Below are 13236 nucleotides of genomic sequence, written 5' to 3'. Positions count from 1 at the left end.
GGTCGATGTCTGTCCGGTCGATGTCTCGCTGCCCGATCAGTGCATGCAGCGGCTCTGTTCGGTGATCCGCGCTGCGACGAGGTCGATGACGCCGCTCAATTGTGCGGCAGCGACGCCTTCGTCGAGATCGTCCAGAGTGCCGAGCGCACGCATCAACAGGTCAAGAGCCCGCACATAGGGGGCCGACACTAGGAAATCCGCGCGCATGATTTGTTATACGATATGCGCCGGTGCTCCACAAACGTTTTCATAGGCGTGCACATCCCGCATCAGCTCAGCCGGTCGATCGCCTCGCGCGTGAGCGATCCCGGAATGATCATTACCGGCACGGGCAGGCCCCCGGCGTCCGAACCGGCGAAATGGCTGACGAGCTGGCCCGGCGATCCGGACGGCGCCGCGCCCAATACGAGGGCGGCGATATCCGGGTTGCTGGCGATGATTTCGCGGATGATCCTGGGGCCATCGCCCTGGCGCACGGTGATCGACGGCTTCAGGCCCGATTCGTCCACCAGCGTGCCGGCGGCGGCGGTGACCAGGCCTTCGGCATGGAGCAATGCCTCTTCCTCGATGGTCGCCTGCACGCCGCCGAACGCAATGAATTCCTGCGGCGGGATCAACGTCAGAATCTCGACCCCGCCGCCGGTCTTGACGGCGCGGCGCGCGGCGAAACGCAACGCGATCTCCGCTTCCGGGCTCTCGTCGACCACCACCAGATAGATGCGCATGTTTTGCCCCTTTTCCGTTACGTGGCCTGCGGCTTCTCCCCGTGCAAGGGTTGACCCCCCGCGTCAGGAGCGCGAAGGGAGCGGCCTGCTCCCCAGGCAAGAGGACCTGCATGTCGATCGAGATCAAGATGCCCGCGCTGTCGCCGACGATGGAAGAGGGTACGCTCGCCAAATGGCTCGTCAAGGAAGGCGACACCGTCAAGAGCGGTGACATCATGGCCGAAATCGAGACCGACAAGGCGACGATGGAATTCGAGGCGGTGGATGAAGGCGTGATCGCCAAGATCCTGATCGCCGAGGGCACGGACAATGTAAAGGTCGGCGCGGTGATCGCGATCCTGGCCGAAGACGGCGAGGACGCCGCATCGGTGAGCGCTCCATCGAAGAGCGACACCCCCGCCCCCGCAGCGAAGGAATCGGAAGCCAAGCCCGACGCCGCCGATCCCAACAAGACCGGCAGCGAGGCGCAGCCCGCCGACCGCACCGTCACCCAGGCTGAGGATCACGGCAAGCCGGCCGATGCCGGCGCGGCGCCGTCCGCCGCGGCTGCACCGTCGGGCACGTCGTCGGGCGGGCGCGTGAAGGCGAGCCCGCTGGCACGCCGTATCGCCGCCGAAAAGGGCATCGAACTGGCCGGTGTCAGCGGCTCCGGCCCCAACGGGCGGATCGTCAAGGCCGACGTCGACAACGCCAAGCCGGCCGCCGCCTCGGCCGCCGCAAAGGGCGATCCGGCGCCTGCCGCCGCGGCCGCTCCTGCACCAGCCGCCAAGCCCGCCGCCGTGCCGGACATCCCGCATGAGGCGGTAAAGCTCAGCAACATGCGCAAGACGATCGCGCGTCGCCTGACCGAATCGAAGCAGACGGTGCCGCACATCTACCTGACGGTGGATATCCAGCTGGACGCGCTGCTCAAGCTGCGCGGCGAGCTGAACGCGAGCCTCGAGAGCCGCGGCGTCAAGCTGTCGGTCAACGACATGCTGGTAAAGGCGCTGGGCGTCGCGCTGATCGCGGTGCCGAAGTGCAACGTGATGTTCACGCCCGACCAGCTCATCAGCTTCAAGCGCGCCGACGTGTCGGTCGCGGTGTCGACGCCGTCGGGCCTCATCACGCCGATCGTGGTGGGCGCAGACACCAAGAGCCTGTCGGCGATTTCGACCGAGGTGAAGGACCTCGCCGCGCGGGCAAAGGACAATAAGCTGAAGCCGGAGGAATTCCAGGGCGGCACCGCGTCGATCAGCAACATGGGCATGTTCGGCATCAAGCAGTTCGAGGCGGTCATCAATCCGCCGCAGGGCATGATCATGGCGATCGGCGCGGGTGAGAAGCGGCCCTATATCGTCGATGGCGAGCTGGCTGTCGCGACGGTGATGACCGCCACCGGCAGCTTCGATCATCGCGCGATCGACGGCGCGGACGGCGCCCAGCTGATGAAGGCGTTCAAGGAGCTGGTCGAGCGTCCGCTCGGCATGCTCGCCTGAGCGGACCGTGGCTCGCACGACCGTGGAAATGCTGCACATCGCCGCCGGGCTGGTCGCGGCAACGGCGATGACCTGGGCCGCCGCCTGGGCCTATCCGCTCGGCTATGAGGTGATCTGGTGGTGCGGCGCTGCGGCGATGGTCGCGACGGTGCTGATGGGCGTCGGGCCGCTGCGCCGCGCCCGCGCCATCGACCGGAGGCGCGGATGAGCGGTCTGCCCGAAGGCGCGCCGACGATCCGCGTCACCGCCATGCCCGCCGATGCCAACCCCTATGGCGACATTTTCGGTGGCTGGCTGATGGGCCAGATGGATCTTGCCGCCGGCTCGGTCGCTTCCCGCCACGCCCGTGGCCGGGCGGTGACGATCGCCTGCGACGCGATGAAGTTCCACGCGCCCGTGCTCGTCGGTGACGAAGTGTCGGTCTATGCACGGCTGACCGCGGTCGGCAACACGTCGATGACGATCGAGGTCGAGGCGTGGCGCCGCGCCCGCCACGTCGATGACGCCTGCAAGGTGACGCAGGCCCGCTTCATCTTCGTCGCCACCGACGAAAACCGCGCACCCCGGCGGGTCGCGCCGCTCGCCTGATCCCGTCTTCTTTCTTCCCCGGTAAGGATTGCACACGTGGCTGATACCTTCGACCTCCTCATCCTCGGTTCGGGACCCGGCGGCTATGTCGCGGCAATCCGCGCGAGCCAGCTCGGCCTGAAGGTCGGCATCGTCGAGCGCGAGCGGCTGGGCGGCATCTGCCTCAACTGGGGCTGTATCCCGACCAAGGCGCTGCTGCGCACGTCGGAGGTCTATCATTACATGACCCACGCCGACAGCTACGGGCTGAAGGCGGACAACGTATCGTTCGACCTCGGCAAGATCGTCGATCGCAGCCGCAAGGTGGCGGGACAGCTGAACGCCGGCGTCAAGGGCCTGATGAAGAAGAACAAGGTCCAGGTGTTCGAGGGAGTCGGCACGCTGACGGGGAAGGGCAAGCTGTCCGTCAAGCAGGGCGACAAGACGGTCGATCTCGAAGCCAAGCACATCATGGTCGCGACCGGCGCGCGCGCGCGCGACCTGCCGTTCGCCAAGGCCGACGGCAAGACGATCTGGACCTATCGCCACGCGATGGTCCCCGAGGTGATGCCGACCAAGCTGCTGGTCATCGGATCGGGCGCGATCGGCGTCGAATTCGCCAGCTTCTACAACGACATGGGCGCCGACGTGACGATCGTCGAGATGCTCGACCGGATCCTGCCCGTCGAGGATGCCGAGGTCAGCGAGTTCATGACCAAGGCGCTGACCAAGCAGGGGATCAACATCCTCACCAAGTCCGGCCTCGAGAAGCTGGAACCTGGCGCGAACGGCGTCACCGCGGCGATCAAGGGCGCGGACGGCAAGGCCACGAGCACCGAGTTCAGCCATGCCATCGTCGCGATCGGCATCGTGCCCAACACCGAGAATATCGGGCTGGAAGCGCTGGGCGTCGAGACCGAGCGCGGCCACATCAAGGTCGATGGCTACGGCCGCACCAACGTCGAGGGCATCTACGCGATCGGTGACGTTACCGGTGCGCCCTGGCTGGCGCACAAGGCAAGCCACGAGGGCATCGTCTGCGTCGAGAAGATCGCCGGCGGCTCGCCGCATCCGTTCGAGACGTGGAACATCCCGGGCTGCACCTACAGCCGTCCGCAAGTGGCGTCGGTCGGCTTCACCGAGGCCAAGGCGAAAGAGGCCGGCTATGAGGTGAAGGCGGGCAAATTCCCCTTCATCGGCAATGGCAAGGCGATCGCGCTGGGCGAGGCGGAAGGCTTCGTGAAGACGGTGTTCGACGCCAAGACCGGCGAATTGCTCGGCGCCCACATGGTCGGGGCGGAAGTCACCGAACTGATCCAGGGCTATGTCATTGCGCGTCAGCTCGAAACGACGGAAGCCGAACTGATGGAGACCGTGTTCGCGCATCCGACGCTGAGCGAAATGATGCACGAGAGCACGCTCAGTGCGTACGGACGCGCCATTCACTTCTAGGGTTGCTCCGAATCGGTTGCATTGCGGTGCAACCGGTTCAATCGGTCGATTGTCAACGCCGACATCGTGGCCCACCCTCGGTTCGACTGCAGCGGGTCGAGGGGCGGGGGCTCTATGTCGGGAAATGTCAGCAGACCGGGACCGAGGCTGATGCCCCTGGCGGCAGGCCTGCTGCCGTTGCTTGCCGGTTGTGCCTCCTTCGCCGGAACGCCGGAACCGGTGATCGCCACCGATCAGGTGGTCGCCATCGCCCGCGAGGCGCCGTATCGCATTCAGGATGCCGCGGCGCTCATCGCAGCGTCCGGCAACACGACGCTCGGCTATCGCAACGCCTTCATCGCCGTGCAGCTCGCCGCGATCGACGCGCGCTATCTCCAGTTTCGTCGTAAGCTGGCGATCCAGTCCAAAAGCGCCAATTTCGGGTTGGAGATCGGAACGCTCGCCCTGACCGGGGGTGGCGCGGTCGCCGGCGAACGGCTCGCCAATATTCTGTCCGCCGGCGGCGCCGGATTGACCGGGACGAAGGCGGCGCTGAGCAAGGAGGTGTATTTCGAAAAGGCGCTGCCGGCGTTGATCGCCAGCATGGAGGCCCAGCGGCTGGCGGCGCGGGCGCCGTTGATCGCGGGCTTGCGACAGACGATCATCGCATATCCGACCGCGCAGGCGATCGCCGACCTGTTCGCCCTGCAGAACAGCGCCAGCCTGGATGCCGCGATCGGCAGCCTGACGGCGGCGGCAACGCAGCAGCAAGGCGAAGCGGAGGCGCGTTATACGCAGGTCGTCGCCACCTGTGCCCAGCCTGAGGACGGCGTCGACGCCGATTGGCGGCGGTTGCGGCAGGGATTAAGGACCCTCGATGCGGCGGCTGACGAGGCGACGCTCGATATCGTCAGCGGCCTGATCGGCTCCGATACCGCACCGCCATATGCGGAACAGAAGCGATTGGTCGTCGCCAAGGTGGCGAGCGCCTATTGCACGCGCGTCGCCGTGCAGGATCTGATGCGGCGGATTACCGCCAGCGCCGGAGTGCCCTTCCCATGAAGCAGGCATTGAGCTTTCGTGCCGAACTGTCGTTGTCGACCCTCGCCAAGGCACTCGGCCAATTCGAGGGACTATGCGGTGCGCTGGTCGGGCTCGACAATCAGGATGGGGTGACGATCGGCGAATATGACGACGATCGGGAAGGGGACGGCGTCCTGCAATTGCGGGTCGGCGCGCCCATGCCCGCACCCCCCGGCCTGTTCATCGCCACCGGCACGGTGTTCGTCCTCGGGCAGCGGCAGGTCGTGACGGCGTATCGCGGTGACGCCGGATAATACGGCACCGGCAGCGCTCTGCCACGTTGAACCTCCCGGCAATGGAGAGCGCATGATGGCCGACAAGGATCACGACGAGATTTACAAGGAATTCAATGAGGCGGTGAATATGGCACCGGCCGAACTCGAACGCTTCCTCGACACCGACGACAGCAAGCGTGTCGGATGGAAAGGCGAGGATGGCGAGGGATCAGGCGAAAGCGTCGGTCACAAATCCGGCAAGCGGATCGTGGAGATCAAGCGCAGCAAGAAGGCCGACCTGACCGACGACGATTATGCGCATATGAAGAAGGTGAACAGCTACATTTCTCGCCATCTGGCGCAAGGCGGCCCCGCCAAGGACAAGAAGCATAGCGACTGGCGCTATTCCCTGATGAACTGGGGCCACGATCCGGAGAAATAACGACAGGCGCCGGTCCAGCCGGCACGGTCCGCCGCCCCGTCACCCCAAGATATTCCGGGTCGGCGGGGCGACCCGGACGGAACGTCACCCCAGGACGGCGTTACGGCCGGCGGCCCGAGCGGGACCGATTCCGTTCGGACGTCAGGCCACGGCGCTGTTGCCCCACTGGCGTATCGCCAGCGACCGCGCCTCCTCGACCGGCAGCGGTCGCCCGAAATAATAGCCCTGCACCTTGGTACAGCCCAGGTCCTGCACCATCCGGTGCTCCGCTTCCGTCTCGACGCCTTCCGCCGTGGTCGCCATACCCAGGCTCTGCGCCAGCGCGACGACGGCGCGGATGATCGCAATGGCTTCTTTCACCCCCTTCGAGGCGCCCTGAACGAAGCTGCGGTCGATCTTGATCGAGGAAAAACGGGTGCGCGACAGATAGCCGAGCGACGAATAGCCGGTGCCGAAGTCGTCGAGGCTCAGCCGGACGCCGAGATCGAGAATACGCTCCAGCACCTTGGTCGCGCCCAGGCCCTCGTGCATGAAGACGCTTTCGGTAACTTCCAACTCAAGCCGCTCTGCCGACAAACCGGAATTGGCGAGGGCCGAGGTCACGATCGTGACGAAGGCCGGGTTCTGCAACTGATCGGGAGAGACGTTGACCGCGACCCGCACGTCGGACGGCCAGCCTGCCGCCTCGTTGCAGGCGGTGCGCAACACCCACTCGCCGATCGGCTGGATCAGCCGTGCTTCCTCGGCCAGCGGTATGAACTTGGCGGGCGACACGTTGCCGAACTGCGGGCTCGACCAGCGCAGCAACGCCTCGAAGCCCTTGAGGGTGCCGGACCCTGCATCGACGACGGGCTGGTAATGCAGGTGCATCTCGCCCTTTTCCAAGGCTTGGCGCAGCGCCATCTCCAGCACGCGACGCTCTTCGGCCTGGACGTGCAATTCGGGCTCATAGGCGTGGTAGACGCCCCGGCCGGCATCCTTGGCGCGGTACAGCGCCAGATCGGCCGAGCGGATCAGCATCTCCGCCGTCCGCCCGTCGCGGGGGCCGATCGCCAGACCCACCGAGGCGCCGATGTAGAGCGTGTGAGCGTCGACCTCATACGGGCGCGACAGCGTGTCGATGATCCGCTGCGCCAGCGCCTCCACCGCGGCGGTGTTGGTGGCATCGCGCACCACCACCGCGAATTCGTCACCGCCCAGTCGCCCGCATGTGGCGTGATCGCCCATCAACTGGCCCAACCGTTCGGCCACGCGGCTGAGCAGGCGGTCGCCGATCGGATGGCCCAGCGTGTCATTGACCGCCTTGAACCGGTCCAGGTCGATCATCATGAACGCGCAGCGGCCGCTCCACGATTCGGCGTCGGCCATGGCCAGGGCCAGCGTTTCGTTGATCATCAGTCGATTGGGCAGGCCGGTCAGCGTGTCGAACCGTGCCATCCGATTGATCTTGTCTGCCGAGGCACGTTGTTCGGTGACATCGGATCCGACGCCGCGAAATCCGCAGAACGTCCCCGATTCGTCGAACCGGGGGCTGGCGGCGAGTTCCCACCAGCGTTCCTGCCCGTCGACCTCGACCGGCAGCCGCAGGTCGCGAAAGCTCTCGCGTGTCTTCAATTTGTCGGCGAGATTGCGCAACCCGTTGGAAAACTTGCCGGTGTCCCACGACGGACCCGCCAGCACCTGCAGGAACGGCCGCCCCTCGATGCTCACCGGGTCCAGCCCACAGGCATAGGCGAAGCGCGGCGACACCTTGACGATCCGCCGTGCCGCATCGGTTTCCCATAGCCAGTCGGCGTTGCTCGCTTCGAATTCGCGCAGCAACAGGCTGACCGTCTCGTCGCGTTCGCCGAGCGCCATCTGGCTGGCCCGTATCACCACCAGCGACCGGGCGCGGTTGAGACAGATGAACACGAGCATCACGGTGAACAGCGACGTGGCGACAGCGGCGGTATAGCTGCCGATCACGAGCAGCTTGACCGTGACGCTCAACCCCAGGCCGCCCAGAAACGCGATCGTCGCCAAGGCCAGCGGTGCCATCGCCACCGCGCCCGCGGTCATCAGCACCGACAGGATCATCCACAGGACATACGCGGTGTTGGAACCGGGATGCGGTTCGAAGATCAGGCAGGGAACCGACCAGGCGATCGCGAGCGCCAGCCCTTCGAACGCGGTCGCGCGCAGATCGGCCTGCGTCGCATAGCCCCCGTCGCGATGCCGGGTCGAAAGCCGCCGTACCGCCACCCCGACCGAGACAATGCCGACCAGCGCCGCCCAGCCCGCGAGCACCGCATGCGGTACCTGCACGGCGAACAGCGACACGGTCGCCGCGGCGCCGATCAGATTGGCGCTGAGCAGGAACAACGCCAGCTGCCGCCCGGCATCCAGCTGCGTCGACCGGATCCGTGCCCATTGCGCTGCATCCTTACCGTCGCGCAGGCCGAGCAATTGCGAAAAACGAATCGCCTGTGGATCCGATGCGGGCGCTGTCGTCTGGGTCACGCAGCCGACGTAGCGGCGCTAGGTTGATGGATGGTTAGCCGTCGGGCCTGAAAGTCCGATCGGGTCGGCGCGGCCGATCGGCCGCGCCGACCCGGCTCAGGCGGCGATGGCGTACGGCTTGATATCGCCGTTGAGGTACAGGTTGCGCGCCTTGGCCCGGCTCAACTTGCCCGAACTGGTGCGCGGCAGCGTCCGCGGCGGGATCAGTTCGATCACGCAGTTCATGCCCGTCACCGACCGCACGCGCTCGCGGATTTCCTCGCGCAGCCGTTGGCGCTCGGCATCGTCGCTGCTGCGGCACTGGACCAGCACCGCCGGCGTTTCCTCGCCGCCCGGCGTCGTGATCGCAAAGGCGGCGATGTCGCCCGCCTTGAACCCGGGCAGCTGTTCCACCGCCCATTCGATGTCCTGCGGCCAATGATTCTTGCCGTTGACGATGATCATGTCCTTGGCACGGCCGACGATATAGATGTAGCCGTCCGACATGTACGCCATGTCGCCGGTGTCGAGCCAGCCGTCGGTCATGCACGCTTCGGTCGCCGCGGGATCGCGGAAATATCCGACCATCACGCTTGGCCCCTTGCACCACAATTTGCCGATCGCGCCGTCGGGCAGGGGGGTGCCATCCTCCTCGCGGATCTCCACCGCCATGTCGCGCACGGGTTTGCCGCAATTGACGATGGCGCGGAACCGTTGCGGGCGGGGGCCGTCGTTGGCGGCGAGCGAATCGCCACCGCCCGACAGCTGCGTCTCCTCGACCAGCTCCACGCGGATTCCCTCGCCGGGCGGCATCAGCGACACTGCCAGCGTCGCCTCGGCCAGGCCATAACTGGGCAGGAATGCGCTGGCCTTGAAACCCGCATCGGCGAAGGCATCGACGAATGCCTGCATCACATCGGGGCGGATCATATCGGCACCGTTGCCCGCGACCCGCCAGCGCGACAGGTCGAACCGGTCGCTCGCCCGCGTCTGCGACGACATGCGGCGCGCGCAGATGTCATAGCCGAAGGTCGGCGAATAGCTGAGCGTCGTGCCGTCGTGCCGGCTGATGAGGTCGAGCCACGCCAGCGGGCGCCGCGCGAAATCCTCGGTCTTCAGGTAATCCGTCGAAACCTGGTTCGCGATCGGCGACAGGAAGCAGCCGACGAGACCCATGTCGTGATACCACGGCAGCCAGCTGATGCAGCGGTCGGTGCCGTCGATCTCCATGCCGTGGCTGTGCGCGGCCAGGTTGTTGAGCAGCGCATGGTGCGTGATCGCGACGCCGTGCGGAAAGCGGGTCGATCCGCTGGAATATTGCAGATAGGCGATCGCCTGCCCGTCCGTCTGCGGCAGGACCGAAACCGGGGAGGCACGGGTCGCGAATTCCGACCAGTCGATCCCCTCGGTACCGGCAAGACGCGCCGCCTCCGCCGCCATCGCCGCGAGTTCCGGCGGGAAGATCAGCATCTTGGGGTCGCAGCTCGCCAGCTGGACGCGCAATTGCTCGATGTACGAATCGCGCCCGCCGAACGACGTGGGCAGCGGCAGCGGCACCGGCCACGCGCCGGCGTAGATGGTGCCGAAGAACAGCGCCGCGAATTCGGGCCCGGTTTCGGCGACCAGCGCTATGCGATCCTCAGGATTCACTCCCGCGGCGATCAGCCGATGCGCCATCGCGATCGCATCGGTACGCAATTCGGCGAAGGGATAGGCGCGGGCAAGCGTGCCACGCGCATCGTGGAAATTGAGGCCGCGCACACCGCTGGCCGCGTAATCCAGCGCCTCGCCGAGCGTCGCGAAATCGGCGAACCGACGCGGCAGGTCGTCCAGCGTTGGCGTAGGCGTCGGCGAAGTCGCGGACTGCTCGGTCATCGGTTGATCCTGTTCACTCGCCGCAGACCCGCGGCTATCGTAATCCTCACGCTATAACGCGCGATAATCGTTCTCAATCCGTCGCCACTGTGGCAACAACATGGCCATGAGGCAGGAACGCCGCCCGCCACCACCGCTGGATGCCGCCGCACTCGATCGGCTGGCGCTGCGCTACGTCGAGCGGTTCGCGACCACGCGTGGCAAACTGGCGGATTATCTCGGGCGCAAGATCCGCGAACGCGGATGGAATGGCGATGCCGCCGACCCGCATGCGCTGGCGCAGCGGATGGCCGATCTGGGCTATGTCGACGATCGCCTGTATGCCGAGAGCAAGGCCGCGGCGCTGGGCCGAAAGGGACTGGGCGCGCGGCGGGTGACGATGGCGCTGCGCCAGGCGCGAGTCTCCGAATCCGATACCGAAGCGCTCGTCCCTGCGATCGCCGAGCGCGCCGGTGATGCCGCGCTGGCGTTCGCCCGCCGCAAACGGATCGGGCCATTCGGCATGCCGACGGAGGATCGCGCGGTTCGCGACAAGCAACTTGCCGCGATGTTGCGTGCCGGCCATAGTTTCGAGCTGTCACGGCGCATCGTGATGGCACGCGATGAAGAAGAACTGGACGTTTCGGAGTAAACTGTCCTTTCGCAATTGCAGCAGCGACGAACCGTGCTAGCGTAGCGCTAACAGGGGTAGAGTCATGCGTAGCGAGCCGCAACGGGAGGGCGACGAGCGGAACGACGGGGTGATGCCCGGCGAGGGTGTCGTCACGCAGGCGCCGGCTGGCGATGCGCAAGATACGATCGCGGTCGCGGGCGTGATCAAATGGTTCGACGTGACGCGTGGTTTCGGCTTTGCGGTGGCGGACGATGCCGCGCTGGGCGACGTGCTCATCCATTTTTCCGTGCTCCAGCCACATGGCCGCCGCAGCCTGCCCGAGGGCGCGCGGGTCGAAACCCTCTCCGTGCAGCGGGGGCGCGGCTATCAGGCGCGCGAAGTGACCGGGATCGACCTCAGCAACGCGGTCGAGGAGCCGGTGCGACCGCCACGCAACGCCGACCGTATCGATCCGGTGACGCTGATCGACGCCGCGGGAGATTACGAAGAGGTTGCGGTCAAGTGGTTCAACCGCTTGAAAGGCTATGGCTTTCTGGTCCGATCCAGCGACGGCAGCGACGTGTTCGTGCATATGGAGACATTGCGCCGCGCCGGGATCGCCGCCATCGAACCCGAACAGCGGATGCGCGCCCGCATCGTGGACGGGCGCAAAGGTCCGCTCGCGGTGAGTGTCGAACAGGATTGATCGGGTGACGGCGGTGCGAGTGAGGCGTGTGGCGCGGGTGTCGACGACGGTGTTCGCGATGGCGATGACGGCGGCGCTGCTGCTGGCGACCGGCGCCTGTTCGGGCGGGACCACCGGCAACGATGCCACCTCGACCGCGAATGCCACCACCCGCCTGCCGGTGACGATCACCAGCGCCGATGGTCGCCATGTCTTTCTGGTCGAACGCGCGGTGACGCCCGCGCAGCAGGCGGAGGGCCTGATGTACCGCACCGACCTGAAGCCGGACGGTGGCATGCTGTTCCATCCCTATCCCGCGGAAGGCGGCGCCCCGCGCGAGGCGAGCTTCTGGATGAAGAACACGCCGACCCCGCTCGACATCCTCTTCATCCGTGCCGATGGCACCATCGCGACGATCGCGGAAAACACCGTCCCCTATTCCACCGCGGAGGTGAAATCCCGCGAACCCGTTGCCGCCGTCCTGGAACTGGTCGGCGGTCGAACCGCCGAACTTGGCATCGCCGAGGGCGACAAGGTGACGTGGCGCTGACCGGCAGGCCACACGGTTCGATCAGGCCGCGGTAGGGGCAGGCGCGCCCTGGATCGGTGAGGTTAAGGCCCATCGTCCATCGCGTGAACCACGTTTCGGCGGAAGTCAGGCCGAGTGGTTGCGCCGGCGATCCCGCACCACGACGGCGTTCATGCCGGTCGTTCCGTTACGCGCTCGCCGGTATGGCGCATCGCCTCGGCATTGAGCCGCGCACCGAGCAGCAATGCCCAGGCTGACACCATCAGCCACAGCATCAGCACGACCACCGCCGACAGCGAACCATAGGTGTCATCGAACCGCGCGAACCGGGCGACATAGGCGCGAAACACTGCCGTCGCCGCCAGCCACATCAACACTGCGGCGATCGTGCCCGGTATCGCACAGCGCCAGGCGATCGGTTCCGCAGCCGGGGCGTAGCGATAGACGAGGATCAGCCCGCCGCCGGCGCCGAGCGTCAGCGACCCGAACAGGATGACCACCGACACCAGCCGCGCGCCGGGCAGCCCGTCGGGAACATAGCTTTGCAGGAACGCCAGCACCGACAGCGACACCAATGCCGTCAACACCAGCGCGGCGCAGCTCATGACCAGTACGGTCGACACCACCTGGCGCCGCAACCCGCGCCGTTCGTGCTCGATGCGATAGGCGAGATTGATACCGTGGAGCAGCGATCGCCCCGCCCGCCGCGCGCTGAACACGGCGATGCCGAGTGACACGATGAGGGTGACGCTGCCGGTCTGGTACACGGCGCGGTTGTGATCGAGGCCATCGACGACGATCCGCTGTGCATCAGGCGGCAGGATCGCGACCACCTTGCCCAGATTGTCGGCCACGACCGCCGGCGGGACGACCATGCCATAGGCGCCGGCGACGAGCGCGATCAGCGGGATCAGCGCCAGAAACGCGGCAAATGCGATCGAGCTTGCGGCAATGCCGAAATCATCGCGCAGGGCGCTGCGGATCGTACGGGCAAACAAGAGGATCCAGAGCAGTACCGGACGCGAGATCGATGCCCATGTCATCGCAAGGCCACCAGCCCCGTCGACCGGCAACCGGTACAGGCCCCGCATCGCGCCGTTTGCGCCCGGCGGGGCGTCCGACCATCGCATCTGCCG

General features: G+C 66.4%; 15 protein-coding genes. 10 read left to right on the top strand and 5 right to left on the bottom strand.

What is annotated here, in order from left to right; translation table 11 throughout:
* Window positions 1–36 precede the first annotated feature (36 nt).
* The gene (locus GTH33_RS17950; RefSeq protein WP_170296506.1) at window positions 37–207 is read right to left on the bottom strand and encodes a hypothetical protein; all 171 of its coding nucleotides are present in this window, start codon (window positions 205–207) and stop codon (window positions 37–39) included.
* 62 nt (window positions 208–269) lie between these two features.
* The gene (locus GTH33_RS16980) at window positions 270–725 is read right to left on the bottom strand and encodes a universal stress protein (protein ID WP_163959415.1); all 456 of its coding nucleotides are present in this window, start codon (window positions 723–725) and stop codon (window positions 270–272) included.
* A gap of 110 nt (window positions 726–835) precedes the next feature.
* Between GTH33_RS16980 and GTH33_RS16975 the strand changes: the two genes are divergently transcribed.
* From GTH33_RS16975 to GTH33_RS16945, 7 genes are all read left to right on the top strand, one after another.
* Window positions 836–2203 (top strand): pyruvate dehydrogenase complex dihydrolipoamide acetyltransferase, encoded by a 1368-nt coding sequence (locus tag GTH33_RS16975; RefSeq protein WP_163959414.1) that lies wholly within the window; start codon window positions 836–838, stop codon window positions 2201–2203.
* 7 nt (window positions 2204–2210) lie between these two features.
* Window positions 2211–2411: a hypothetical protein gene (locus tag GTH33_RS16970; RefSeq protein ID WP_249054940.1), complete on the top strand. Its 201-nt coding sequence runs from the start codon at window positions 2211–2213 to the stop codon at window positions 2409–2411.
* Entirely contained in the window at window positions 2408–2791 is a 384-nt protein-coding gene (locus GTH33_RS16965) for an acyl-CoA thioesterase (protein WP_163959413.1), read from the top strand. The genes GTH33_RS16970 and GTH33_RS16965 overlap by 4 nt, the downstream gene beginning before the upstream one ends.
* 36 nt (window positions 2792–2827) lie before the next feature.
* On the top strand, window positions 2828–4222 hold the full coding sequence (gene lpdA / locus GTH33_RS16960) for a dihydrolipoyl dehydrogenase (protein ID WP_163959412.1): 1395 nt from the start codon (window positions 2828–2830) through the stop codon (window positions 4220–4222).
* A 150-nt stretch (window positions 4223–4372) separates the two neighbouring features.
* On the top strand, window positions 4373–5263 hold the full coding sequence (locus GTH33_RS16955; protein WP_163959411.1) for a hypothetical protein: 891 nt from the start codon (window positions 4373–4375) through the stop codon (window positions 5261–5263).
* Window positions 5260–5538, top strand: a complete 279-nt coding sequence (locus tag GTH33_RS16950; protein ID WP_163959410.1) for a hypothetical protein — start codon at window positions 5260–5262, stop codon at window positions 5536–5538. The genes GTH33_RS16955 and GTH33_RS16950 overlap by 4 nt, the downstream gene beginning before the upstream one ends.
* A gap of 52 nt (window positions 5539–5590) precedes the next feature.
* The gene (locus GTH33_RS16945) at window positions 5591–5941 is read left to right on the top strand and encodes a DUF3140 domain-containing protein (RefSeq protein WP_163959409.1); all 351 of its coding nucleotides are present in this window, start codon (window positions 5591–5593) and stop codon (window positions 5939–5941) included.
* Between the two features lie 141 nt (window positions 5942–6082).
* Here GTH33_RS16945 and GTH33_RS16940 read toward each other — a convergent pair whose 3' ends face one another.
* Together GTH33_RS16940 and GTH33_RS16935 are read right to left on the bottom strand one after the other, a co-directional pair.
* Window positions 6083–8440, bottom strand: coding sequence for a putative bifunctional diguanylate cyclase/phosphodiesterase (locus GTH33_RS16940; protein WP_163959408.1), 2358 nt, complete (start codon window positions 8438–8440; stop codon window positions 6083–6085).
* A gap of 96 nt (window positions 8441–8536) precedes the next feature.
* Window positions 8537–10294, bottom strand: a complete 1758-nt coding sequence (locus tag GTH33_RS16935; protein ID WP_163959407.1) for a fatty acyl-AMP ligase — start codon at window positions 10292–10294, stop codon at window positions 8537–8539.
* Window positions 10295–10394: 100 nt separating this feature from the next.
* Between GTH33_RS16935 and GTH33_RS16930 the strand changes: the two genes are divergently transcribed.
* The 3 genes from GTH33_RS16930 to GTH33_RS16920 all read left to right on the top strand — a co-directional run bounded on the left by GTH33_RS16930 (window position 10395) and on the right by GTH33_RS16920 (window position 12121).
* Window positions 10395–10925 (top strand): regulatory protein RecX, encoded by a 531-nt coding sequence (locus GTH33_RS16930; RefSeq protein ID WP_163959406.1) that lies wholly within the window; start codon window positions 10395–10397, stop codon window positions 10923–10925.
* 64 nt (window positions 10926–10989) lie between these two features.
* On the top strand, window positions 10990–11592 hold the full coding sequence (locus GTH33_RS16925) for a cold-shock protein (RefSeq protein ID WP_163959405.1): 603 nt from the start codon (window positions 10990–10992) through the stop codon (window positions 11590–11592).
* Window positions 11593–11650: 58 nt separating this feature from the next.
* Entirely contained in the window at window positions 11651–12121 is a 471-nt protein-coding gene (locus tag GTH33_RS16920; protein ID WP_163960207.1) for a DUF192 domain-containing protein, read from the top strand.
* A 149-nt stretch (window positions 12122–12270) separates the two neighbouring features.
* On the opposite strand, the gene GTH33_RS16915 is transcribed toward GTH33_RS16920, so the two are convergent.
* Window positions 12271–13230, bottom strand: coding sequence for a YihY/virulence factor BrkB family protein (locus GTH33_RS16915; protein ID WP_163959404.1), 960 nt, complete (start codon window positions 13228–13230; stop codon window positions 12271–12273).
* Window positions 13231–13236 lie beyond the last annotated feature (6 nt).

The organism is Sphingomonas insulae (assembly GCF_010450875.1).
Lineage (GTDB): Bacteria > Pseudomonadota > Alphaproteobacteria > Sphingomonadales > Sphingomonadaceae > Sphingomonas > Sphingomonas insulae.
Note: the sequence above shows the minus strand (reverse complement) of the source record. Positions and strands in the feature narration are given on the sequence as shown.

Bases quoted from the DNA above. Each gene is read 5' to 3' on its own strand.
- GTH33_RS16945 (WP_163959409.1), top strand. From the start codon at position 5,591: ATGATGGCCGACAAGGATCACGACGAGATTTACAAGGAATTCAATGAG.
- GTH33_RS16930 (WP_163959406.1), top strand. From the start codon at position 10,395: ATGGCCATGAGGCAGGAACGCCGCCCGCCACCACCGCTGGATGCCGCC.
- GTH33_RS16980 (WP_163959415.1), bottom strand. From the start codon at position 725: ATGCGCATCTATCTGGTGGTGGTCGACGAGAGCCCGGAAGCGGAGATC.
- GTH33_RS16935 (WP_163959407.1), bottom strand. From the start codon at position 10,294: ATGACCGAGCAGTCCGCGACTTCGCCGACGCCTACGCCAACGCTGGAC.
- GTH33_RS16915 (WP_163959404.1), bottom strand. From the start codon at position 13,230: ATGCGATGGTCGGACGCCCCGCCGGGCGCAAACGGCGCGATGCGGGGC.
- GTH33_RS16975 (WP_163959414.1), top strand. From the start codon at position 836: ATGTCGATCGAGATCAAGATGCCCGCGCTGTCGCCGACGATGGAAGAG.
- GTH33_RS16955 (WP_163959411.1), top strand. From the start codon at position 4,373: ATGCCCCTGGCGGCAGGCCTGCTGCCGTTGCTTGCCGGTTGTGCCTCC.
- GTH33_RS16920 (WP_163960207.1), top strand. From the start codon at position 11,651: ATGGCGATGACGGCGGCGCTGCTGCTGGCGACCGGCGCCTGTTCGGGC.
- GTH33_RS16925 (WP_163959405.1), top strand. From the start codon at position 10,990: ATGCGTAGCGAGCCGCAACGGGAGGGCGACGAGCGGAACGACGGGGTG.
- GTH33_RS16950 (WP_163959410.1), top strand. From the start codon at position 5,260: ATGAAGCAGGCATTGAGCTTTCGTGCCGAACTGTCGTTGTCGACCCTC.
- GTH33_RS16965 (WP_163959413.1), top strand. From the start codon at position 2,408: ATGAGCGGTCTGCCCGAAGGCGCGCCGACGATCCGCGTCACCGCCATG.
- GTH33_RS17950 (WP_170296506.1), bottom strand. From the start codon at position 207: ATGCGCGCGGATTTCCTAGTGTCGGCCCCCTATGTGCGGGCTCTTGAC.